The 22,289-nt window shown below is 46.4% G+C and carries 21 protein-coding genes, 2 tRNA genes and 1 rRNA gene; 5 read left to right on the plus strand and 19 right to left on the minus strand.

The window, feature by feature from the left end:
- From FYJ39_RS09005 to FYJ39_RS09060, 11 genes are all read right to left on the minus strand, one after another.
- A 16S ribosomal RNA gene (locus tag FYJ39_RS09005) occupies window positions 1-128 on the minus strand; the annotation flags it as partial.
- A 251-nt stretch (window positions 129-379) separates the two neighbouring features.
- Window positions 380-468: transfer RNA gene (locus tag FYJ39_RS09010), tRNA-Ser, on the minus strand.
- 59 nt (window positions 469-527) lie between these two features.
- A tRNA-Ser gene (locus tag FYJ39_RS09015) sits at window positions 528-613 on the minus strand.
- 844 nt (window positions 614-1,457) lie between these two features.
- Window positions 1,458-2,237 (minus strand): 2-C-methyl-D-erythritol 4-phosphate cytidylyltransferase, encoded by a 780-nt coding sequence (gene ispD / locus FYJ39_RS09025; protein ID WP_154472148.1) that lies wholly within the window; start codon window positions 2,235-2,237, stop codon window positions 1,458-1,460.
- 34 nt (window positions 2,238-2,271) lie between these two features.
- Window positions 2,272-3,306: a tRNA (adenosine(37)-N6)-threonylcarbamoyltransferase complex transferase subunit TsaD gene (gene tsaD / locus FYJ39_RS09030; protein WP_154472149.1), complete on the minus strand. Its 1,035-nt coding sequence runs from the start codon at window positions 3,304-3,306 to the stop codon at window positions 2,272-2,274.
- 11 nt (window positions 3,307-3,317) lie between these two features.
- Window positions 3,318-4,229: a ribonuclease Z gene (locus FYJ39_RS09035; RefSeq protein WP_154472150.1), complete on the minus strand. Its 912-nt coding sequence runs from the start codon at window positions 4,227-4,229 to the stop codon at window positions 3,318-3,320.
- Between the two features lie 416 nt (window positions 4,230-4,645).
- Window positions 4,646-4,888 carry a hypothetical protein gene (locus tag FYJ39_RS09040; protein WP_154472151.1) on the minus strand — a complete coding sequence of 81 codons (243 nt, stop codon included), beginning with the start codon at window positions 4,886-4,888 and terminating at the stop codon, window positions 4,646-4,648.
- 169 nt (window positions 4,889-5,057) lie between these two features.
- Window positions 5,058-5,507 (minus strand): ribosomal protein S18-alanine N-acetyltransferase, encoded by a 450-nt coding sequence (gene rimI, locus FYJ39_RS09045; protein WP_154472152.1) that lies wholly within the window; start codon window positions 5,505-5,507, stop codon window positions 5,058-5,060.
- A gap of 45 nt (window positions 5,508-5,552) precedes the next feature.
- Window positions 5,553-6,386 carry a tRNA (adenosine(37)-N6)-threonylcarbamoyltransferase complex dimerization subunit type 1 TsaB gene (gene tsaB, locus FYJ39_RS09050; protein ID WP_154472153.1) on the minus strand — a complete coding sequence of 278 codons (834 nt, stop codon included), beginning with the start codon at window positions 6,384-6,386 and terminating at the stop codon, window positions 5,553-5,555.
- Window positions 6,383-6,811: a tRNA (adenosine(37)-N6)-threonylcarbamoyltransferase complex ATPase subunit type 1 TsaE gene (tsaE, locus tag FYJ39_RS09055; RefSeq protein WP_154472154.1), complete on the minus strand. Its 429-nt coding sequence runs from the start codon at window positions 6,809-6,811 to the stop codon at window positions 6,383-6,385. Before tsaE ends, tsaB begins: the two co-directional genes overlap by 4 nt.
- 134 nt (window positions 6,812-6,945) lie before the next feature.
- A complete protein-coding gene (locus tag FYJ39_RS09060) occupies window positions 6,946-9,090 on the minus strand; it encodes a Tex family protein (RefSeq protein ID WP_154472155.1) in 2,145 nt (714 codons plus the stop codon).
- A gap of 204 nt (window positions 9,091-9,294) precedes the next feature.
- Here FYJ39_RS09060 and FYJ39_RS09065 point away from each other — a divergent pair, with 204 nt between their 5' ends.
- Window positions 9,295-9,738 carry a DUF4190 domain-containing protein gene (locus FYJ39_RS09065; protein WP_154472156.1) on the plus strand — a complete coding sequence of 148 codons (444 nt, stop codon included), beginning with the start codon at window positions 9,295-9,297 and terminating at the stop codon, window positions 9,736-9,738.
- Between the two features lie 11 nt (window positions 9,739-9,749).
- On the opposite strand, the gene FYJ39_RS09070 is transcribed toward FYJ39_RS09065, so the two are convergent.
- The 5 genes from FYJ39_RS09070 to secA form a co-directional block, all read right to left on the minus strand.
- The gene (locus FYJ39_RS09070) at window positions 9,750-10,103 is read right to left on the minus strand and encodes a DUF2752 domain-containing protein (protein WP_154472157.1); all 354 of its coding nucleotides are present in this window, start codon (window positions 10,101-10,103) and stop codon (window positions 9,750-9,752) included.
- A gap of 114 nt (window positions 10,104-10,217) precedes the next feature.
- On the minus strand, window positions 10,218-11,459 hold the full coding sequence (locus tag FYJ39_RS09075) for a homoserine dehydrogenase (RefSeq protein ID WP_154472158.1): 1,242 nt from the start codon (window positions 11,457-11,459) through the stop codon (window positions 10,218-10,220).
- Between the two features lie 63 nt (window positions 11,460-11,522).
- Window positions 11,523-11,966 carry an ACT domain-containing protein gene (locus FYJ39_RS09080; RefSeq protein WP_154472159.1) on the minus strand — a complete coding sequence of 148 codons (444 nt, stop codon included), beginning with the start codon at window positions 11,964-11,966 and terminating at the stop codon, window positions 11,523-11,525.
- Window positions 11,967-12,204: 238 nt separating this feature from the next.
- A protein-coding gene (gene prfB, locus FYJ39_RS09085; RefSeq protein WP_178258470.1) for a peptide chain release factor 2 occupies window positions 12,205-13,342 on the minus strand; the annotation gives its coding sequence in 2 pieces (ribosomal slippage) (window positions 12,205-13,266 and window positions 13,268-13,342; 1,137 coding nt in all).
- Window positions 13,343-13,390: 48 nt separating this feature from the next.
- Window positions 13,391-15,964 (minus strand): preprotein translocase subunit SecA, encoded by a 2,574-nt coding sequence (secA, locus tag FYJ39_RS09090; RefSeq protein WP_154472160.1) that lies wholly within the window; start codon window positions 15,962-15,964, stop codon window positions 13,391-13,393.
- Between the two features lie 348 nt (window positions 15,965-16,312).
- Between secA and FYJ39_RS09095 the strand changes: the two genes are divergently transcribed.
- Together FYJ39_RS09095 and hpf are read left to right on the plus strand one after the other, a co-directional pair.
- A complete protein-coding gene (locus FYJ39_RS09095) occupies window positions 16,313-16,516 on the plus strand; it encodes a hypothetical protein (RefSeq protein WP_154472161.1) in 204 nt (67 codons plus the stop codon).
- A 690-nt stretch (window positions 16,517-17,206) separates the two neighbouring features.
- A complete protein-coding gene (gene hpf, locus FYJ39_RS09100; RefSeq protein ID WP_154472162.1) occupies window positions 17,207-17,737 on the plus strand; it encodes a ribosome hibernation-promoting factor, HPF/YfiA family in 531 nt (176 codons plus the stop codon).
- A 262-nt stretch (window positions 17,738-17,999) separates the two neighbouring features.
- On the opposite strand, the gene FYJ39_RS09105 is transcribed toward hpf, so the two are convergent.
- Window positions 18,000-19,469: a C40 family peptidase gene (locus FYJ39_RS09105; RefSeq protein WP_154472163.1), complete on the minus strand. Its 1,470-nt coding sequence runs from the start codon at window positions 19,467-19,469 to the stop codon at window positions 18,000-18,002.
- A gap of 15 nt (window positions 19,470-19,484) precedes the next feature.
- Complete coding sequence (gene trxB, locus FYJ39_RS09110) at window positions 19,485-20,408, minus strand: thioredoxin-disulfide reductase (RefSeq protein WP_154472164.1); 924 nt, start codon at window positions 20,406-20,408, stop codon at window positions 19,485-19,487.
- Window positions 20,409-20,654: 246 nt separating this feature from the next.
- Between trxB and ymfI the strand changes: the two genes are divergently transcribed.
- Together ymfI and FYJ39_RS09120 are read left to right on the plus strand one after the other, a co-directional pair.
- The gene (gene ymfI, locus FYJ39_RS09115) at window positions 20,655-21,386 is read left to right on the plus strand and encodes an elongation factor P 5-aminopentanone reductase (protein WP_154472165.1); all 732 of its coding nucleotides are present in this window, start codon (window positions 20,655-20,657) and stop codon (window positions 21,384-21,386) included.
- Between the two features lie 157 nt (window positions 21,387-21,543).
- Window positions 21,544-21,996, plus strand: a complete 453-nt coding sequence (locus tag FYJ39_RS09120) for a hypothetical protein (RefSeq protein WP_154472166.1) — start codon at window positions 21,544-21,546, stop codon at window positions 21,994-21,996.
- Between the two features lie 138 nt (window positions 21,997-22,134).
- Here FYJ39_RS09120 and FYJ39_RS21505 read toward each other — a convergent pair whose 3' ends face one another.
- On the minus strand, window positions 22,135-22,260 hold the full coding sequence (locus FYJ39_RS21505) for a DUF6997 domain-containing protein (protein ID WP_407923836.1): 126 nt from the start codon (window positions 22,258-22,260) through the stop codon (window positions 22,135-22,137).
- Window positions 22,261-22,289: the final 29 nt, after the last annotated feature.

Consider the following 22,289-nt stretch of genomic DNA (forward strand, 5'->3'; position numbering starts at 1 on the left):
CTCACCCGTCCGCCACTCAGTCATCTTAAATTCCATCCGTAAACTTCCTTTATGATGCTTCGTTCGACTTGCATGTGTTAGGCACGCCGCCAGCGTTCATCCTGAGCCAGGATCAAACTCTCATGTTAAAGTTTCCTCTTCCCAGGCTTCCTTTACGCCCTTGGCTTAAAGGCTTCCCTCAAGAGTGTTTCTTGGTTAAGACTACTTCGCTTGGCTTTTTCGTTCTTTCCCGTCTTACTGTTGGTTCTGTTCTGGATTTCTCTCAATCCAAGGCCCTAACCCAGCCTTTGTTTTCTTAGAATTTTCAGGGTTTTACATACTGTTTAATCTTCAATTTTCAAGGTGCTTTCAACATTGACGCCAAAGCGTTAATGTTCAACGCAGAAGGAGGGATTTGAACCCTCGCGCCGCTACTAACGACCTACTCCCTTTCCAGGGGAGCCCCTTCAACCTCTTGGGTACTTCTGCTGGGTTGGCATAAACATTCCTATTCTATTTCACAGGCAATCTTGCCGCACCGCCTGTAGCGGAGAGGGTGGGATTCGAACCCACGCGCCCTTGCGGACAAACGGTTTTCAAGACCGCCTCGTTATGACCACTTCGATACCTCTCCAAACGTGCTTTTCTATCTTACAGAACTTCTTTATTTTTGTCAAGTACTTTTTAACTTTTTTATAAAAAGTTAAAAAGCAGCCTGGCCGCTTAGGGCCAATTTCAGAGGTAACTCACATAGTTTATCATGTATTTCGACAGTTGTCAACATCTGATCGCTTCCTTAAAGTTTCCCCTCTAGAATACCAAAGTACATCTCACTCTCGTAACGCATAGTAAAATTTAATTTTGCACAAATAGAATTTAATCTTTCATACGAAAGAACGGGTATCCCGGACTGCATCTCCATTCGTTGGTTTTCACGTCCAGCTTTTGGGATGCGGCTCACTTTGTACGATCGATCACCAATACAATTACAATGCTCGGTTCGCAGATAGGCAGTATCGCGAAAGACTCCGGGACTCCGGAGCTGGATATGTCTGTCCATACCATGTATTCCTATCTGGATAAAAGGCTATTTACGGCGCGAAATATTGATTTAATACGGAAAATCAGCTTCAAGCCTAGAAAGCACCACAAGACACAGATCACGAACCGAACTGTTTTCAATAATGGAGCAACGGTTTATATCATTACAACATCAAGACGATTCATTTCTGATTTCAAAAAAAATATGAGCCAAAATGTCATGCACAAAGCGTTACCAGCTGCAATCGTCATGGAGTTCCGCAATGCCATAAGCAAGGATGGAGATGGTATTTTTTCTGGAAGCGGTTCTCTGTACTTTGGCATGGGAAAGATACGCTTCGTATTGTTTTACTTTACCCTTTCTGCGGTTACGCAGTCTTATAGCTTAAGTCCATTTGTTATGATTTCTTTGCTGTCAGGCCAATACTGTTTTGCCTTTATCCTGGCTTCTCTTGTTCAAGATTTTTACAGTCCCTTTTCCGGTTCTGAAGCAGCGCTTCAGCCACTGCCAAGTCCTCAGGTGTTGTAATTTTGATATTTTCATAGCTTCCCCGCACCATATGAACCTTAATTCCAGTCTGGGCCTCCACCACCATAGCATCGTCAGTTATCAAGCTGCAGTCTTCCTGTATCTGCTTTTCATAAGCATTTACAATGAGAGGAACAGAAAACGCCTGGGGAGTCTGGGCCTGCCACACCAGACTGCGCTTAGGGCAGGAAACTACGCAACCGTTCTCATCCACCAGTTTAATGGTATCCTTTACAGGCATACCTACCGCGCAGGCCCCCCATCTACACACAGCCTCGTAGGCCCGCCCAATCATTTCCGGCGTCGCAAATGGACGGGCTCCGTCATGAATAAATACATATCCGTTCTGCCTGGACTCCCATACTTTCTCCGGCTCCCAGCCCCCAAAGCCCGTCAATACACCAAGAGCCTTCCATACACTTTCATACCGTTCACTCCCTCCGACTCCCACATAACTTACCTTGGACAGCCCATAGGCCTGAACAATCTCCCGTTTGCAATATTCTAAATGCTCCTTATCTGTTATAAAAATTATTTCGTCAATCAAAGGGGAATTTTGAAAGGCTTCCAGCCCATAAACTACCATCGGTCTGCCTCCCAGTTCCAGATACTGCTTCGCAGTCTCAGTCCCCATGCGGCTTCCTTTTCCAGCAGCCAGCACGATTGCGCTGCAATATTTCTTTTTCATCTTTCATCTGCTCCCAATCCACCTTCAAACATCTTTAGCGTTCTCCCAACTTCAAATTTGGCACTGCATTCAAATCCCAGCCTGATACATTTCCTCGCATAAATTCGTAGTAGGCAGCTGCTCCAATCATAGCCGCATTATCTGTACAGTATGCAGGCGAAGGATAGTAAAACGAAATTCCCTTCTTTTGGCAAGCTGCTTTCATAGCAGAACGTAAGGCTGTGTTAGAAGCCACTCCTCCTGCAATCGCCAACGTTTTATATCCATATTCTTCACAAGCCAGAGTTGCCCGGCTCACCAAAGATTCTATCACCGAATTTTGGAAAGAGGCGGCCAGATCCGGCACACAGATTTCCTCTCCTGCCATTTTTGCATGGTTAATATGATTCAGAACCGCCGACTTCAGTCCGCTGAAGCTGAAATCATAAGGTGATCCCTCCACTCTACCCCTTGGAAATTCGATGGCATGAGGATTTCCTTCTCTGGCTGCCTTATCTATCTTCGGCCCTCCGGGATACCCCAGGCCTACAGCCCTTGCCACCTTGTCAAATGCTTCTCCCGCCGCGTCATCTCTGGTTCGGCCAATAATTTCAAACTTCCCGTAATCCTTCACAATCACCAGATGCGTGTGCCCCCCTGATACAATCAGACACACAAAGGGCGGCTCCAATTCTGGATTCTCTATAAAATTTGCCGACACATGCCCTTCTATATGATGCACTCCTATGAGAGGCTTTTTTGAAGCGTAAGCCATAGCCTTGGCCTCCGCAACTCCTACAAGCAGAGCTCCTACAAGCCCAGGCCCATAGGTAACCCCGATGGCCGTCATATCCTCCAGACTGAATCCCGACTCTGCTAAAGCCCGTTCAATTACGTAATTCACCGCCTTGATATGCTCTCTGGACGCAATCTCTGGTACTACTCCTCCGTATATGGTATGAGTCTCAATCTGGGAGGTGATCACATTGGACAGAACTTCCCTTCCGTTCTTTACCACCGAAGCTGCCGTTTCATCACAGGAGCTTTCAACTCCCAGTATTAAAACATCTCCTGACGTACCTTCACTCATTCTCTATCACCCTACTCCTCATCAAACTCCAATTCTGCTGTCCAGCCATCTTTGGCTGCCTTTGCCCTTGGGAAAATTCGCCTCACCTCATCCATAAACTCTTCCGGCCTGTTCAGGGAAGGGCTATAGTGAGTCAGCCACATCTGTTTTGGCTGAGCCTTCTTAGCCAGAACCGCGGCCTCATAGAAGGTCATATGCTTGTACTCCTTAGCCTTTGCTTCCTTCTCCTTATCTCCATACATCCCTTCACAGATAAACAGATCTGCCTCTGCCGCATACTCCGCAATCACAGGCACTGGCCTGGTATCGGTACAATACGTAACCTTCAGCCCCCGCCTATCCTCTCCCAGAACCATATCCGGTCTTAGAGTCCTCCCGTCAAACACAATCTCTTCCCCCTTTTGAAGTCGGTTCCAGTATTTTTGCGGAATGTTCTGGGTCTTGGCCCGTTCTACATCAAACTTTCCTGCGCGAGGGATTCTGATAGAATATCCATAACAGGCTATATTGTGATTCACCCGGTAAGCATCAATTACATAGGGCCCAATCCCCATAGATTCCCTGCTCTCTGCAAGTTCCACAAACTGTAACTCAAAGGGAAGCTCCGGAGCAATTATCCGCAGTGCGCCAACCACCCGCTCCAGCCCTCTCGGCCCCACCAAAATAAGAGGCTCCGTTCTCTCCGCATTGCCCATAGTAAGCAAAAGCCCTGGAAGTCCGCTTATGTGATCCGCATGATAATGAGTAAAGCATATAACATCAATGGGCTTGGGGCTCCATCCCTTTTCCTTGAGTGCGATCTGCGTTCCTTCTCCACAATCAATCAGCAGGTTGCTTCCTTTGCACCGGGCCATCATGGATGTAAGCCATCTGTAAGGCAAAGGCATCATACCGCCTGTCCCTAATAAGCATATATCTAACATTCTTTTATCCTCATTCCTTCAATCTCACAGAATCATATCACATTTCCCCCACATTAATCAAGCATACCCCGAAAAAAGCCCCAAAAGTGTGTTTTCGGGCATCACGAACCTTTATATCACCGTTCTGATTTTCTATACCGCAAGCTAAAAGGTAGTTATGTACGCATCTATTAGCAAGAAAAACGATACGCTGCTATAAATAAACGCTTTTTTATGTTAAAAGGTGGAGAAATTACACAATCAGATTACCAGATACACAAAGAACAATACTGAAAAGAACTACAGATGGCACGCAAATCAAAGCAACCATATAGCTTTAGATCATCCGGCAGTACCAGGCCCCGCTTTAAAAAAGCGGAACCGGCAAAGCATAGGTGGATATTTTTCGATTATATATGCTTTAAGCTTAACCATACCTACAGAAATTCTGCCTGTTCTTCTATATCTACAGGTATCTTAAAGCCTGATATTATCTCGTCATAACATTCTTCACATAAATCGAAATGATGGACCTGTCCGTCCTTTTCAGAAAAATAATCCCAGGCATGGTCCACGCCCATAGCACCCTCCCGGAGTATTCCATGGCTTACAGCCATTTTCTTGCCGCAGCAATTACAGATTACAGTTTCCAACTGCTTATTTTTATTATACCTTTTCATAAGAATCCTCGCCTTTCTCTCTCATCGTTTCCTCTTAATCATTCCAGGAAGGCTTCATGCCTGATATATACTGTATATTCGCTATCTAGTACATAAAAGTAATGAAGGGGAATGTCCGATTCCCCTTCATTATATACGTAAATTATTCATATTTTAAGTGGTAATTCTTTCATATTTGCCGGTTCCACATAATAATGGCATCCTCCGTAGGGTTGCGGTAATACCTCCGCCTCAGAGCCTCCTTCTTAAAACCATAGGAATCATAAAGCTTTCTGGCCCCCTCATTGCTCTCACGTACCTCCAGGGTGATAGCTCTGACCCCTCTCAATCTGGAAAACGTGACCATTGCCTCCATCAGTTTCCTTGCAATTCCCAGCCTGCGAAACCGGGGCGCCACCGCAATTCTCTGGATCTCCCCTTCATCCCCCAGTAACCGGATCACGGAATAGCCCAAAATTTGCCCGTGAGCCTCATAAACAAAGTAGGTATCCAGGCGGCTGTCCAGGCCAGAGCGTATCATACTCTCTGGCCAGCTTTCCGAAAAGCTTAGCTTCTCAAGCCGGACCACTTCCCCTATATCCCGCTCCGTCATAGGACGCACACTATGAATTAACCCCATAAAGATGCTCCTTTTGTGCAATCATCTAACAACAGCCTTCTTTCTCTAGTAATCTCCCGGAAGCTTACCAGCCACGCCGGCCAGTAGTTCGGCCTCCCTCTGCCGTTCAGCCTGAGGCTTTCTCAGATAATCCGGCACAAATTCCTCTGGCGTTACCAGCCTGGCTCCGCAATAGCCACCTGCGCCTGTACAAGACTCTCCATGTCTGCAACGGCTGCTTTCATCAAAGCAGTTCCCACTACTTTGGCAGTTCTGCGTCTCACTGCAAGAAAGAAGGGCCGTCATACCCAGAACTGCCACACTGGCGCCTCTCTGCCGGTTCATATGAGCCGGCGCAAATATATAGGGTGCCTCCATCTCGTTCTGAATGATGGCCTTATAGACTGGTACTCCGTCTCCCAGAAAAATAACCTGCTCTCCCCTTTGATTCAAACGCTCTGTTAACTCCCGCATATCCATAGGCTGCTGCTCCATCACCACTTTCAATTCCGTCTCTACATGGTACAGCCCTGTATAGACCTGGTTCCTCCTTGCATCCATGATCGGACACACCAGTCCTGCGGCTCCCCACATATTATATGCCATGGCATCCACTGTGGGAACATGGATCAACGGCTTTTTCAGGGCCAGTCCTAACCCCTTGGCTGTAGCCGCACCTATGCGAAGGCCTGTAAAGGAACCAGGACCTCCGGCTACTGCAATGGCGTCAATCGTTTCCAAATCCAGCTCCAGAAGCTTTACAATCTCATCCAACATAGGCAGCAGCGTCTGGGAATGAGTCTTTTTAAAATTCACCGTATATTCTGCTATCATGCTGTCCTCTGTCGCCAATGCCACACTGGCTACCAGAGATGAGCTCTCAATTCCTAACACCCTCATCCTCGTTCCTCCACCTGGATTCTTCTGTAATCAACGCCCTTTTCCAAATCCTTTTCGATTATTACCTCTGTGACCTGTTCCGGCAGTATTTCCTCGATAAGGCCGGGCCATTCAATCAGGCAGACGCCCTCGCCAAAGAAGCAGTCCTCATAGCCAATTTCCTCCATCTCGCTCACATCCCCGATTCGGTACACATCAAAATGATAGAGAGGAAGCCGGCCTTCCTCATACTGCTGGATGATGGTAAAAGTAGGGCTGTTTACAGGTTCTATGATCCCAAGTCCGGCTGCAAAGCCCTGAGTAAACACCGTCTTACCTACTCCCAGGTCGCCATTTAAACAGACGATCTGCCCTGGCTCTGCTCCTTCTCCCATTTTTTTGCCCAATTCGTAGGTTTCCTCTGGTCTCCATGTCTCAACTATCATTTTATATCCGTTCCTCGCCTCGCTCAATGCACTAAGTTTAAAAAATTTGCTCCTGAAGTATTCCATGCCATAGCAGAATTAATTATAAAGCAACATCCCGCAGGAAGACTATATCCACAGGCCTCTTTCCTGCGCTAGATCCCTTTCATAGTCAGCGCAATCCGCTTTTTTGCCACATCCACGCTGATTATTTTAACCTTCACAATGTCTCCGACGCTCACTGCCTCCAAAGGGTGCTTGATATACCTGTCCGTCATCTGGGAAATATGCACCAGTCCATCCTGGTGAACGCCAATGTCTACAAAGGCCCCGAAATCAATCACATTTCTCACCGTTCCTTTAAGTATCATCCCCGGCTGCAAATCCTTCATCTCCAGAATATCGCTTCTGAGAATCGGCTTGGGCATCTCATCACGGGGATCACGCCCCGGCTTTTCAAGCTCACCGGCAATATCCTTAAGCGTAAGCTCTCCTACGCCAATTTCTTCTGCCATTTTTCTGTAATCTGCTATTTTACGGCTGATTCCAGCCAGACCTCCCCGCTTTAACTCATCCTCCTGATACCCCAGCTTCTTAAGCAGCTGCCTGGCAGCTTCATAGCTTTCCGGGTGGACGCTGGTACCGTCCAGAGGGTTCTCTCCGTCCGCAATCCTCATAAAACCAGCGCACTGCTCAAAGGCCTTAGGCCCAAGCTTGGCCACCTTTAAAAGCTGTTTTCTGTTCTTAAACGCCCCGTTCTCCTCCCTGTAAGCCACAATATTTTTAGCTAACATTTTATTGATGCCGGAAACATACTCCAAAAGAGAGGCCGACGCCGTATTCAGGTCTACGCCAACTTTGTTTACACAGTTTTCCACCACACCCTCCAGGGTTTCCCCCAGATGCTTCTGGTTCATATCATGCTGATACTGTCCCACGCCAATCGATTTTGGGTCAATCTTAACCAGCTCGGACAGCGGATCCTGGAGACGTCTGGCTATAGAAACCGCGCTTCTTTGTCCCACGTCAAACTGCGGAAATTCTTCGGCAGCCAGCTTACTGGCAGAGTACACCGACGCACCTGCTTCATTTACAATCACATACTGTACCGGCTCCCGGATCTCCTTTAGCAAGTCTACGATAATCTGCTCCGATTCTCTGGAGGCGGTTCCATTTCCAACCGAAATCAGGGAAATATTGTATTTTTTTATTAGATCCTTTAGGATCTTCTTCGCCTCAGCAACCTTATTCTGAGGGGCTGTAGGATAAATCACAACCGTATCCAGCACCTTCCCTGTGCTGTCTACCACAGCCAGCTTACAGCCGGTGCGAAAGGCAGGATCCCATCCCAGAACCACACGTCCTACAATGGGAGGCTGCATAAGAAGCTGCTCCAGATTCTTTCCGAATACCCTGATTGCTCCTTCCTCTGCCTTCTCCGTCAGTAGGCTGCGGATTTCCCGCTCAATGCAGGGGCCCATCAAACGCTCATAGCTGTCGGCAGCCGCCTCCTTAAGAACAGGGGAGGTATAGGGATTGTCCCTGACAATCACCTGCCGCTCCAAATACATAAGGATCTGATCCACAGGGGCTGTAATCTTAACTGTCAGAATCTTCTCTTTCTCACCTCGGTTCAAGGCCAGAATCCTGTGGCCGGCCGCCTTTTTAAGAGGCTCCTCATAATTATAGTACATCTCATATACAGACTCTGCTTTCTCATCCCTGGCAGATGACTGGATGATCCCCCTATTCATGGTGATGTCTCGAATGTAGGAGCGGTATTCCGCCTGATCCGAAATCCGTTCAGCCAGAATATCCCTTGCTCCGTCCATAGCCTCCTGTACAGTTGCCACTCCCTTTTCTTCAGAAATGTAATTAAGAACCACTGTCTCCAAAGGCTCCATAATCATCTGCATAGAGATCAGGTCAGCCAAAGGCTCCAGTCCCTTCTCCTTTGCAATCGTTGCTCTGGTTCTGCGCTTGGGCTTATAGGGTCTGTACAAATCCTCTACTGCCACCAGAGTCTGGGCTTCCTTTATCTTCGCTTCCAGCTCCGGAGTAAGTTTTTCCTGAGCACAGATGGAAGCAATGATCTGTTCCTTGCGCTCCTCTAAATTACGCAGATATTTTAACCGTTCATCCAGATTACGCAGGATCTGGTCATCCAGAGAGCCTGTAGCTTCCTTCCGGTATCTGGCAATAAAGGGAATGGTATTTCCCTCGTCAATGAGCTTTACTGCTGCTTCTGCCTGATGGAGGCCAATATTTAGCTCCTCCGCCAGCTTTTTAATAATACCCATGCAAAAATCCTCACCCGTTATATAATGTAACTAGCTTTTATATTATAGTGCATCCAAGGCGCTTATGCAAGTTTTACGTTGCATTGGAAGTCTCTTCATCTGGACAGAGTGGCTGTTTCATGATAGAATAGGCAGAAGCGGAAGCCAGATAGCACAGATCACAGAAAACCTTTACAAGAATATGTAAGAAAGGTACTTTTTTAAATGATGAATGATACTTATAAAAATCCACAACAAACTACAGGAAACCGGCAGAAGAATAATTCCACATCCACGGATCGGTACGCTACCTGCGCTCTGATTGCAGGTATCACAGGACTTATTTGCAGCTTTTTCTATCTGCCTGTCTCATTAATCAGCGGCACCAGCTCCCCCACGGGACTTATCTGCGGTGTATTGGGTATTATCCTTGCTATCATGTCAAGGAAAGCAGGGGTAAAGCCCGGCCAGCCTATGGCTACCCGCGCTATCATAGGCATTGTACTGAGCATCCTTTCCATTGTACTGACCTTTTTCTTCTTTCAGATGCTAGTCAGCTACTATGAAACTCTCAGTGATCCGATTAAGGGGCCTCAGCTCAACGACCTGATTAACCGGGTTCAGGAACAGCTGAATCAGCAGCTTCAGCTTTACGGCAACCCATCCTGACCGGCCATGACCTATCCATGCCACAAAGGCAACGGATTCAGACCGAAAAGTACAAGAATCGCATTTTTCACCACCCAGTTAACAATCACAATTCCTACAGCAACGTGCACAAGGAACAACTCATGCCCCAGATACCATCTGGGGTTTTTCGTTACCCTGGCAACTGCCAGACTAAGAAGCTCCGCAGCCACTACCACTGCCGTATAGAGCACAAGGGGATGATACTGAAGGCTTAAAAGCAGATCTCCGTGCAGGAGAGCCTTTAGCGCTCTTGTACCTCCGCAGCCTGGACAGTAAAGCCCTGTAAAACGTTGAAAGGGGCAGGGAACACCCCGCCTTATAATCTGCAATAAATCCTGAAGCATAGTTTCCTCCCTGTCCCCCGGCTTCCTGATGCGGCTATCGTCCGCTCTCCCTCCAAAATCACTTTCAAAAACCCTAGCACCCTTCACAGAACGCTAGCAAAAAAGCAGCAGCCTTTACAGCACCCCGCGAATGATCTGCTTGATACCAAAATCGGATCTCCCCTGCTCCTTTCTGTCATAAGCAGTCGCAGCCGCTTTCAACTCTTCCTCTGACATCTCGGATGTCAATACCGCAAATTCGTCTAAGCCGTAGAGCTCTATAACTTCTGCATCTCCAAAGGCCTGCTTTATATCCTGCTCCTTATTTCTGTAGGAGCCTGCCACTCTGACAAAATAGCAAAACCGTGCCTTATCCATAGGCTCGATGGGCTGTTTTTCGCTGCTCCATCCAATCGCTACATTCCGTTTCAGATTCTGAGCTGCCTCAATGATATCAGACACAACTGCGCTGGCTGTAGGAAGCTTCCCTGCACCGCTTCCGTAGAACATGGAAACTCCCAGCATATTCCCTCTGACCATAATTCCATTAAAAACATCACTGACCGAATACAGCGGATGATTCTTCTGAATCATCACAGGAGCAACAAAAGCAGTCACCTTACCATTCTTCATACGGCTGGTTCCCAACAGTTTTATGGAAGTTCCCATTTTCTCAGCGTATTTGAAGTCTATATCTGTAATTCTGGTCATGCCCTCCGTATAAATATCCTCATAATTCACTTCCCGGCCTGTTGCCATTGCTGTAAGAATCGCAATCTTACGACAAGTATCATGTCCTTCTACATCCGCCTCAGGATTCCTCTCCGCATATCCCAGATTCTGTGCCTCTTTGAGAGCATTTTCAAAGGTTTCTCCCTCCCTGTCCATCTTAGTGAGAATAAAATTGGTCGTGCCGTTGAGAATACCGGTGATCTCTTCAATCCGTTCCCCCATCAGACATCTGTAAAAAGGCCTTATAATTGGAATGCCGCCGCCTACACTGGCCTCAAAGAAAAAGTTTACCTGCTTCTCTCTGGCAATGGCCAAAAGCTCCGTCCCGTAAGCCGCCACCAGGGCTTTATTGGAAGTCACCACATGCTTGCCTGCTAAAAGGCAGGCCTTCACAAAAGGATACGCGGGATTTAGCCCACCCATGGTTTCCACTACGATTTTGACTTCCTTGTCCTCCTCAATGATTTGAAAGTCATGAACAATTTTATCTGCCACCGGGCTATCGGGAAAATCCCTTAAATCCAGCACATACTTTAACTCTACTTCCTGTCCCGCCTGCTTCGCGATAACATCCCTGTTTTTATCCAGAATTTCCACTACACCTGAACCAATGGTCCCATATCCTAACACTGCTGTTTTAATCATACTACGTTACGCTCCCTGTTATATAATTTTTACGTTGAAGCTGCTGACACAATCTCTTTTATGCTATTCTCTTGCCAGAATCTTCACATAATGTATGCCGTCCAGCACCTCTATCTCCTCTATCATGCTTGAAACATTTCCTGTATCGTCCCTTACCTCTACGCTGAGGGTGAGGGTAGCTACTCCATTAACAGGAATGCTCTGGTGAATGGTAAGTATATTGGCCCTGTAAACCGCCACCACGTGAAGGAGGTCACTAAGCAGTCCCTGCTCGTCATCCATCTGTACCACCAAGGTAACGGTCTTGCCCTTTGTATTGTCATAGAAAGGGAAAATGTCATCCTTATACTTATAAAAGGAGCTACGGCTAATTCCCACCTTATCCGTTGCCTCCTGAACCGTGATAGCCCTCTCTGTCTCCAGCAGCTTTTTGGCTTCCACCACCTTTAAAAGCACCTCTGGTACTGCTTTTTGCTTTACCACAAAATATTTGCTTTTATCCTCCATCTTCTATCCTTTCACCGCCTCACCTTTTGTCCGCTTTACAAATACACATGTTCTCATAGGGAAGATATTAACACACTTTTATTTTAAATGCAACTCTTTTTTATAGATCATATCTTGCAAAAAGCCAACTAGATATAAAGAAAACCGCAGGAATCCTTTTACTATCCGATGGGATTCCTGCGGTACTTTTCTTCCGTTATATTTTTATGCTCTTTTGAGTCTATGTGGTATTTTCAGCTTAATCCTCCGGCAAAACATTCTTATCCGGACACCCCAAACTCATCCAGCGCAGATACGCACTGATAAAGAGATCCAGGGCTCCATCCAGCACAGCGTCCACATTGCCGCTCTCCTCCCCGGTTCGATGATCCTTGACCATAGTATAGGGCTGAAGCACATAGGAGCGGATCTGGCTGCCCCAGCCGTTATCCTTTACATCCCCACGGATTCCCGCTGCCTTGGCAGCCTGCTCCTCCTGCCTTAGCATAAAGAGCTTGGCTTTCAGCATCTGCATGGCTTTGTCCTTGTTCTGAAACTGGGAACGTTCATTCTGACAAGTAACCACAATTCCAGTAGGATAATGGGTAATACGAATAGCAGAGGACGTCTTGTTAATGTGCTGTCCGCCGGCGCCGCTGGATCGGTAGGTATCCACCCGGATATCATCTGGACTAATTTCAATGTCAATATCCTCCTCAATCTCCGGCATAATATCGCAAGACACAAAGGAGGTCTGACGTTTTCCTGCGGCATTAAAAGGGGAGATACGCACCAAACGATGAACTCCATGCTCAGAGCGCAGGTAACCGTAAGCGTTTTCCCCATTAATCTGGACAGTTACAGACTTAATACCTGCCTCGTCACCATCCAAAAAGTCCAGAACCTCTGTCTTAAAGCCCCTTTTCTCCGCCCAACGGCAATACATCCTATAAAGCATGCTGCACCAGTCGCAGGATTCCGTACCGCCCGCGCCTGCATTCAGCCGGAGAATGGCATTGTTGGCGTCGTATTCACCAGACAATAAGAGCTTCATCCGCATTTTTTCCAATGTCTCGGAAAAGTGCTCCAGCATCTCCTGAATCTCAGGAATCAGAGAAGCGTCCTCCTCCTCGTATCCCATCTGAATCATTATCTGAATATCCTCATATTCCTGCTCCAGACTTCTAAAGGTATCTACCTCGTCCTTCAGATTCTTGGCTTCCCTGACCATTTTTGTGGATCTCTCAGGGTTATCCCAGAATCCAGGCTCCTCCATAGACTTATCTAACTCATCAATCCGCCTGACCTTGCTATCCAGGTCAAAGTGAATCCCTCACTTCCACTAATGGTTTATCATACGTTGATAACATATATTTAAAATTATCTAACTCTACCACAGCTTCACCCGCTTTCCATTTCTATTTTTTATTCCTATTTTTAGACCTTTATTTAATGCGTCCGCAGCACTGCTTATATTTCTTGCCGGAGCCGCAGGGGCACGGATCATTTGGATAGATTTTTTCTTCCTGGCGGCGCTTTGGCGCACTTGCCAGAGAAGCGTCCTTATTCGTGCCTGTTACCTTTGCAGCAGGCTCACGCTCAACTCTCTGCTCCACACGGATATGGAAGAGAATACGTACCGTCTCTTCCTGAATGGAGGCCATCATAGCCTCGTACATTTCATATCCCTGCATTTTATACTCTACAACCGGATCTCTCTGGCCATAGGCCTGAAGGCCAATTCCTTCACGCAGAGCATCCATATCATCCAGATGAGCCATCCACTTGTTATCAATAACCTTTAAAAGAACTACACGCTCTATCTCACGGATTTGCTCAGGCTCCGGGAACTCAGCCTCCTTAGTCTCGTAAAGCTTGATGGCCTCTTCCTTTAAGCTGTGCTTCAGCTCATTCTTCTTCATTGACTTTTTCTGACTCTCGCTAAGCATGACCGGCTTTAGGGGAATCACAGGAAGAAGAAGGGTGTTAAGCTCCTTCAAATCCCACTGAGCCGGTACCTGATCGTCGGCAATAGACATATCAACTGCATTCTCCACGATATCCGTGATCATTTTCAGAACCAGATCCCGCATGTTATCCCCGTCTAGAACCTTGCGGCGTTCTTCGTAGATAACCTCACGCTGCTCATTGTTCACTTCATCGAATTTAAGGAGCTGCTCACGGATACCGAAGTTGTTGCTCTCAATTTTCATCTGAGCCTTTTCAATAGCATTGGACAACATCTTGTGCTCAATCTGCTCCCCATCCGGCACTCCGATAGCCTCAAACATCGCCATAAGACGGTCGGAACCAAACAGCCTCAACAGATCATCCTCCAGAGACAGGTAAAACCTGGACTCCCCCGGATCGCCCTGACGCCCAGAACGTCCGCGCAGCTGATTATCAATACGGCGTGACTCATGACGTTCTGTGCCGATAATTTTAAGACCGCCTAAAGCCTTTGCCTCATCATCCAGCTTAATATCCGTACCACGGCCCGCCATGTTTGTGGCAATGGTTACAGAACCGGTGATACCTGCATCTGCCACAATCTCGGCCTCCATCTCATGGAATTTAGCATTCAGCACCTTATGAGGGATTCCTCTTTTAGTCAGCATCTTGCTTAAGAGCTCAGAAGTCTCAATGGCGATGGTGCCAACCAGTACCGGCTGACCCTTCTCATGAGCTGCCGCAACCTCATCCACAACTGCTTTGAATTTCTCTTTTTTTGTCTTATATACTGCGTCCTCCAAATCCTTACGAATCATAGGACGGTTCGTGGGAATCGCAATTACATCCATTCCATAAATATTGCGGAACTCCTTCTCTTCAGTTAGAGCTGTACCGGTCATACCTGCCTTCTTTTTAAATTTATTAAAGAAATTCTGAAAGGTAATGGTAGCAAGGGTGCGGCTCTCACGGCGGACATTTACATGCTCCTTTGCCTCGATTGCCTGATGCAGTCCATCGGAATAACGGCGGCCCGGCATGATACGTCCCGTAAACTCGTCTACAATCAGCACTTCATCATCCTTAACGACATAGTCCTTATCACGAAACATCAGGTTATTGGCGCGCAGAGCCAAGATGATGTTATGTTGAATCTCCAGATTCTCCGGATCTGCCAGATTCTCAATGTGGAAAAATTCCTCCACCTTCTTAACACCCTGCTCTGTAAGGTTTACCACCTTATCCTTCTCATCCACAATAAAATCACCGGTCTCCTCGATCTCCTCACCCATGATGGCATCAAGCTTGGAAAACTCCTTGGATACAGTACCCCGCTCCAGCTGACGGGCCAAAACATCGCAGACCTCGTAAAGCTTGGTAGACTTACCACTCTGGCCGGAAATAATTAGGGGAGTTCTGGCCTCGTCAATCAGTACAGAGTCCACCTCGTCAATAATACAATAGTCTAGATCACGAAGCACAAGCTGCTCCTTGTAAATGGACATATTATCACGAAGGTAATCAAAGCCTAGCTCATTGTTCGTTACATAAGTGATATCGCAGGAATAAGCAGCCCTGCGCTCCTGGCTACTCATATCATTTAATACCACACCCACAGTCAAACCTAAAAATCTGTGAACCTGGCCCATCCACTCGGCATCACGCTTTGCCAGATAGTCATTAACGGTTACAATCTGCACGCCCTTTCCAGCAAGCGCATTCAGGTAAGCCGGGCAGGTTGAAACCAGTGTCTTGCCTTCACCTGTACGCATCTCAGCAATACGGCCCTGGTGAAGAACAATACCTCCTATAAGCTGTACGGGGAAATGCTCCATATTCAGGCTTCTTCTAGCAGCCTCACGTACCACAGCAAACGCCTCCGGCAGAAGATCATCCAGAGTAGCCCCATCAGACAGCCTCTCTTTAAAAATTCTGGTCTGATCTCGCAGCTCTTCATCTGATTTAGCCAGCATTTCCGGGCGCAGGCTTTCAATCTTCGCCACGATTGGCCTTATCATCTTCAGTTCTCTTTCACTGTGAGTCCCGAACACTTTTTCAATTACGTTCATGGCATACTCTCCTAACTTCTTCCTTAATTTAGAAACTAACCCTCAACCAGCGCCTGTATCTGCAGCGTCTGTCTGTTCAGATACCTCTGTACTATCTAGTATCGGTCCTCTGGTTCTTGTCTATTCCTTATAAACACTACATATACTGCACTTATGGTATAATCCTACTTATTGTAGCACTTGGGGCCGATTAATTCAACGAGTTAATAAAAAATTAACATTTTATCTGCAAAATAATTAAATAGAAAACTAGCAGAAGATCAGACGGCTCCGGCGATCCAGCTTCAAAATTTTCTCGCATATTTTCTGCCTATCCTACAAAAACTACTATAGACAGGAGGTATGATCATGGCAAAAGCAGGAATGAGAAGGCCCAGCCCTTACGATGCTCATAATCACGGAACCGAGAACCAGCATAAGATGAATCGTCCCAAAAATGAGCAGGCTCAGGTTCCCGAAATTCAGGGAGCCGCAAAAAATGGCAATGCCAAAGCCGGGCCCATCAATGCGCCCAGCTGGGCCAGGGACGCTTACAAAAACGGAGATAATTAATAACCGGATTTACAGTTTATACAAATTGATTCTTCATTTACAGCCGGCGGACCCGGTCATCTGGCGTCCGCCTATATCATGTAAGGTTCTGACACCTGTTCGATTTAAGAAGCAGTTGCCTCAATATCCACTCGAACTAACCGTTATATCTGGTATGAAGCCTTCTGATGCCATCTGACAAAGCCAGCTGAACTTTCCTATGAAAAAATAGAGCCTCATCCAACCGAAAACCAGCTTTGCCTTTTCCGGGCTTACGGTCAACCAAGCATATTGCACAAAAAATGTGTTCGATTATAGAACTGTCCACATTATCCACATTGTTTTATACACGTTACTCCCAAAGTTATCCACATTATAATTTGTCCATTTTAAGGCAAAAAGCAGTTATACACTGACTTATCCACATTATCCACAGGTATATAATTCTTATTATAAATTCTTCACCTGAGTTTAACAAAAATTTTATTTTTGTATACTTATAATAAATTTTAAAATTTCAGGATAAAATACAAGGCTATCGCTTGACACGTTGCAGCGTCTGTCAATATGAGTAATCTCCAAGGTTCAGCTAATAGAGCTACATTTTTATAAAAAATCAACACAAATTGTTTGGCAATTCACGGTTTTTAATTGTAATTTTATAATAAATATGATATAATATCAACATCTTGAAAAAAGGAGTTGATGATTATGCGTTATACCATAACAGGACGAAACATTGAGGTAACTCCAGGTTTAAAGGCTGCCGTTGAAAAGAAAATCGGCAAACTGGAACACTTCTTTACTCCAGATACTGAAGTAATTGTAGCGCTGAGCGCTCAGAAAGACAGACAGAAGATTGAGGTTACTATCCCTGTAAAGGGCAATACAATCCGTGCCGAGGAATCAAGCACTGACATGTATGTATCCATCGATTTGGTAGAGGAGGTAATTGAGCGCCAGATCCGAAAATATAGAAAGAAACTCATTGATAAGAAGCAGGCTGCCATTTCCTTCTCCCAAGCATTTATTGAGGAGGAGGATGAAATTCAGGATGACGAAATTCAGATTGTTAAGTCAAAGAAATTTGCTATCAAGCCAACTATTCCTGAGGAAGCATGCCTTCAGATGGAGATGCTTGGACACAGCTTCTATGTATTCTTAAACGCAGACACGGACCAGGTTAACGTGGTATATAAGCGTAAAAATGGCACCTACGGCCTTATTGAGCCGGAATTCTAGATAGTTATTTTAAAAATATGGACAAGAGGAATGCTGCCAAACAGAACTGCGAGAGCAAATTGAACAGCAGCCAGCCCTCTCCAAGACAAAAAACACGGTTCCAAGTGGCTGCTGGAACCGTGTTTTTTTGCAGCATGTTCGTAAAAACCTATTCTATAATATCTCCTTTTGATTGCCTTCTATGTTTCATAAAACACAAAAAGGAATGGCTTACCCAGCTCATGACCAGTATGCCATTCCTCATAGATTTTATATTTTTTTCTTAATCCAGAAAAGAAACCGCCTTACAGGGTGTCCTGTAATTAGATGGTGATATACAAATACCTGTCGTTGGATTGCTTGCATGGATAACCTGTCCGCCTCCGATATAGAGAGCCACATGGTTAATATAATCTCCGCTTGCGTAAAACAACAAATCGCCTGGCTTCACATCATTTACCGGAATGGTTCTTCCCTTTGCCGCCTGATCTCTGGAGCTTCTGCCTGTGCTGATACCGAAATGAGCGAATACGCTCATAGTAAAACCGGAACAGTCTGCTCCATTTGTAAGGCTCGTCCCGCCATATACATATGGATTACCCAGAAATTGCTTTGCATAAGCTACAACTGCATTTCGGGTAGCGGAGGTTACCTCAGATGAAGAGGTCCCTGACGAGCCCGTGGAATCCCCAGGCCCTTGGCTCTTTGTCGTTTCACTGGGCTTGTGCACAGCCGGAGCCTCTACAGTAGAATCCGTTCCATTCTCCGGATTTGCAGATATAGTTCCCACCACCGCCTCTGTGGTCTTCCTGGTCTCCTCCTTTTTAGCCTCCAAAGCCCTTGCAGTGGTCTCCGGAGCCTTTGTAGCAGCTGTTGTGGCCTTTTTGGCCTCTTCCTTCTTCTTGGCATCCTCCAAAGCTTTTAAAGCCTTATCTGCCTCCTCCTTGCGCCTGGACTCCTCTGCTTCCCGCGCCTTCTCCTCCTCCACTGATACAGCTTCCTTAAACTCAACGCTGGTTTTCATATAGTCCTTAAACACGTAGCCCTCCAGATCAGAGTCCACAGCCACCTTATAGAAGTCGCCCTCCTGCCCGGTAACTACATAATGAGCTCCCTCGGACAGAAGCGTCAGAGTTTTACCGGTCAAATCAGGGGTCTCCCTTAGCCGAAGGCTTGGGGTATCCACGATGGTTCCATAGGTAGTCCCTGTCTGCTGTATCCTGGCTTCTGCTTCCTTACCTGTAACAAAATATTCCGCTTTTATGTAGCCGGTCACAGAGCCGGACTGTATCTTGTACCACTTGCCGCCTTCCCCATCTACAGCCCCCAGTATAGTAGCCGCACAATCGTTATATATCTTTCCTGTGACGTCACTGGTGGTATTGGCCTCCGTACGGATGTTCACCGATCCATTTACCTTAGACACGGCCACACTGTCATACGCCGATGGCTTTGGCTTGGCTGCGGCGGTCTCCTTAGGCGTCTCAGGAACTTTCATCTCCTTCCCTGAACTGCCGGAACCTGCAACGCTCGTACTTTTACTGTCAGTTGAACCGGCTAGCCTCTGCATATCCGAATAGGACTTTGCCAAGGTTTTCTCTGGTTCCGTAGTCCCTGCATAGTAATTGTTCAAGGCTACGGAAATGCCCGCAAGTGATGACCCAGTCTCCAGATTTGTAGAGGCCAGTGCAGGTATAGAGCAGGTATAGATGACAACGCCGCTTACCGCCAATATCTTCTTCCATTTCTTCATCCGAATACCGTCCCCCTAATTCTCAACCAAATACCGCTCTACACTGGTCACTGCATTTGCTCCATCTGCCGCTGCTGTTATAATCTGTCGAAGAGGCTTCGTCCTTACGTCACCAGCCGCAAAAATACCAGGAGCAGAGGTTACTCCATCCTCACCGGCTTTAATATATCCGTGATCCATCTCTACAATTCCGTCAAATACGCTGCTCTCCGGGGCAATTCCTACAGCGATAAACACGCCCTGTATCTCCAGCACCTGCTTCTCTCCAGTTTTTACATTAGTAAGAGACAGGCTCTCTACCTGGCCCTCCCCATGGATGGCATCCACCACTGTGTCCCAGATAACTTCCACATTTTCCTTGGACATAAGCCCTTCCTGAAGGCTCTTTGCAGCCCTCAGCTCATCCCTTCTGTGAATCAGGTAAACCTTTTTGCACATGCGGGACAAAAAGATGGCATCCTCCACAGCCACATCTCCGCCGCCTACTACGGCCGTTACCTTATTGCGAAAAAATGCGCCGTCGCAGGTTGCGCAGTAGGACACCCCTGCTCCTGCTAACTCCTCCTCTCCAGGAACCTCCAGCTTTCTGTGGACTGCACCGGTGGCAACAATCAGAGCTCTGGCTTCATAGGTCTCATTGGCACATACTACACGCTTTAAGCCGCCTTTTCCCTCATCCTCAATTTTCTGTACATCATCCTCTGCAAATTCGGCCCCCAGCCCATCTGCGTGCTCCCTGAACTTAAGGCCCAAGTCATATCCTCCGATACCAGGAAGCCCAGGATAATTATCCACTTCATAAGTAGTCAGCACCTGGCCTCCACTGACCATCGCCTTTTCAATTACCAGTGTATTCAGCCTTGCTCTTTGAGCGTAAACAGCCGCTGCCAGCCCTGCAGGCCCGGAACCAATTATAATTAAATCATATATATTTCCCATGACATTCACCTTTTCCTTATAAACATTTTCATATTTAAACCATTTTAACCAATTCAAATTTATTATATCACAGATAATTCACTTATTACAATTCAAATTCTTACAATTCTTTTATTGGTATGGTAAACTAATATTGTATTTCTTAGTAAGAATTAAGGGACGTATATCCGTCTTAAAGGCGGGTGAGACCTTCACAGAATCATATGTAACGAAAAACCTAAACATTTTAAGAAAGGATGTGTTGTTATGCCACGAAAAACAGTGTTAGTCACCGGAGCCTCCAGAGGCATCGGAAAAGCCATCGCAGTGAAATTTGCTAAAAAGGGTTACAACGTCGCTATCAGCTGTGTCCGAAGGGAAGACCAGCTTCATCAGACCGTAAGGGAAATCCAAGCCTTTCAGGCTCCCTGCCTGGCTTACATGGGTGATATGGGTGATTTTTCCTGCTGCGAAGAACTGTTTGGCAAAATTAAAAAACACTTCGGAGGAGTAGATGTTTTGGTAAACAACGCTGGTATTTCCTATATCGGCCTCCTTCAGGATATGGCCTCCTCCGACTGGGAAAGGATGCTTCACACCAACCTGACCTCTGTTTTCAACTGCTGCAAGCTGGCTATTCCTCATATGCTCCAGCAAAAGCAAGGAAAAATTATCAATATTTCCTCTGTATGGGGCGTGGTAGGCTCCTCCTGTGAAACCGCATATTCCGCTGCCAAGGGAGGCGTTAACGCTTTGACCCGCGCCCTGGCCAAGGAGCTGGCGCCCAGCAATATTCAGGTCAATGCAGTAGCCTGCGGCGCTATCGATACGGAAATGAATCAATGGATGGAGGAGGACGAGCTGATTGCCCTGGTGGATGAAATACCATCAGGCAGGCTTGGAAGAGCCGAAGAGGTAGCCGATCTTGTTTATCATCTGGGATATAAGGAGTCCTACCTAACAGGTCAGATCATAGGACTGGACGGCGGATGGTTTTAAGCTCTCTATTTCCCCTAATAGCAGCTGCCTTACAATTTGTAATATATTCCATTTTCCTTACAAATATATTAACTGTATTGACCTTGGAGCTGCTCCATGGTGTAGACTCTAACTAGTAAACAATACATTAGTATATACCGCAAGGAGGGAACTTCTCATGAGAAAGAACTATTTTGCAATAGCAGCTCTGTCGTTGGCATTAACGGCCGGATCAGCAATCACATCATTTGCCGCAGGCTTTGTAAGCACGCCACAGGGTGTTAAATATCAGTGGGGTTCAGGCGATTACTGCACCAATAACTGGGTCAGCTATCAGAATCACTGGTTTTTCTTTGGCCCCGATCAGGTTATGCGCACCGGATGGATTGAGAAGGATGGCACCTGGTACTTTGCAGCAGATACAGGAGAGCTTCAGGCCGGCATTATGAAAATCAACGGCAATGTCTATTATATGGACAGCAAATGTAAGCTTGTAACTGGCAATATCAACTATAATGGAACAACCCATACCTTTACTGAGAACGGAACCACCGACGGAGGACCATATGTTTATACAGAATGGAACAGCAACGGCTCCCTAAAACGGGGCACAAAATTCGGGGTGCGTTAATGGAATTGTAATCTACAGCAGGGCAACAGCTCTCCTTCGGCCTGTCTTCAGTCTATGGAGAGCTGTTCGTCTTCATATACTTCTTGTTGCCCCACTGACTGGCCAAACACCTTGCAACCAATTCTGACTTCTTCTGCATCAATCGAAGAGAATAAATTCATATTCTAACAATCGGAACATGCCATTCGAATAAACCATATATACTAGTCTGATTGGTTTATTTATTTTTTTCCCTACAATCTTATTGGATAAAAAACAAACCATTTTTCTTTATTTCATTTTGAATATTGTAC

Origin of the sequence: Clostridium porci (assembly GCF_009696375.1) — a bacterium.
In the GTDB taxonomy this organism is placed as follows: domain Bacteria; phylum Bacillota; class Clostridia; order Lachnospirales; family Lachnospiraceae; genus Enterocloster; species Enterocloster porci.

Coding starts and splice junctions, on each gene's coding strand:
- secA (WP_154472160.1), bottom strand. CDS start 15,964: ATGAACGTAATTGAAAAAGTGTTCGGGACTCACAGTGAAAGAGAACTG.
- FYJ39_RS09120 (WP_154472166.1), top strand. CDS start 21,544: ATGAGAAAGAACTATTTTGCAATAGCAGCTCTGTCGTTGGCATTAACG.
- trxB (WP_154472164.1), bottom strand. CDS start 20,408: ATGGGAAATATATATGATTTAATTATAATTGGTTCCGGGCCTGCAGGG.
- FYJ39_RS09080 (WP_154472159.1), bottom strand. CDS start 11,966: ATGGAGGATAAAAGCAAATATTTTGTGGTAAAGCAAAAAGCAGTACCA.
- FYJ39_RS09035 (WP_154472150.1), bottom strand. CDS start 4,229: ATGTTAGATATATGCTTATTAGGGACAGGCGGTATGATGCCTTTGCCT.
- ymfI (WP_154472165.1), top strand. CDS start 20,655: ATGCCACGAAAAACAGTGTTAGTCACCGGAGCCTCCAGAGGCATCGGA.
- tsaB (WP_154472153.1), bottom strand. CDS start 6,386: ATGAGGGTGTTAGGAATTGAGAGCTCATCTCTGGTAGCCAGTGTGGCA.
- FYJ39_RS09070 (WP_154472157.1), bottom strand. CDS start 10,103: ATGCTTCAGGATTTATTGCAGATTATAAGGCGGGGTGTTCCCTGCCCC.
- tsaD (WP_154472149.1), bottom strand. CDS start 3,306: ATGAGTGAAGGTACGTCAGGAGATGTTTTAATACTGGGAGTTGAAAGC.
- FYJ39_RS09060 (WP_154472155.1), bottom strand. CDS start 9,090: ATGGGTATTATTAAAAAGCTGGCGGAGGAGCTAAATATTGGCCTCCAT.
- ispD (WP_154472148.1), bottom strand. CDS start 2,237: ATGAAAAAGAAATATTGCAGCGCAATCGTGCTGGCTGCTGGAAAAGGA.
- FYJ39_RS09065 (WP_154472156.1), top strand. CDS start 9,295: ATGATGAATGATACTTATAAAAATCCACAACAAACTACAGGAAACCGG.
- hpf (WP_154472162.1), top strand. CDS start 17,207: ATGCGTTATACCATAACAGGACGAAACATTGAGGTAACTCCAGGTTTA.
- FYJ39_RS21505 (WP_407923836.1), bottom strand. CDS start 22,260: ATGGTTTGTTTTTTATCCAATAAGATTGTAGGGAAAAAAATAAATAAA.
- FYJ39_RS09040 (WP_154472151.1), bottom strand. CDS start 4,888: ATGAAAAGGTATAATAAAAATAAGCAGTTGGAAACTGTAATCTGTAAT.
- FYJ39_RS09095 (WP_154472161.1), top strand. CDS start 16,313: ATGGCAAAAGCAGGAATGAGAAGGCCCAGCCCTTACGATGCTCATAAT.
- FYJ39_RS09075 (WP_154472158.1), bottom strand. CDS start 11,459: ATGATTAAAACAGCAGTGTTAGGATATGGGACCATTGGTTCAGGTGTA.
- FYJ39_RS09105 (WP_154472163.1), bottom strand. CDS start 19,469: ATGAAGAAATGGAAGAAGATATTGGCGGTAAGCGGCGTTGTCATCTAT.
- tsaE (WP_154472154.1), bottom strand. CDS start 6,811: ATGATAGTTGAGACATGGAGACCAGAGGAAACCTACGAATTGGGCAAA.
- rimI (WP_154472152.1), bottom strand. CDS start 5,507: ATGGGGTTAATTCATAGTGTGCGTCCTATGACGGAGCGGGATATAGGG.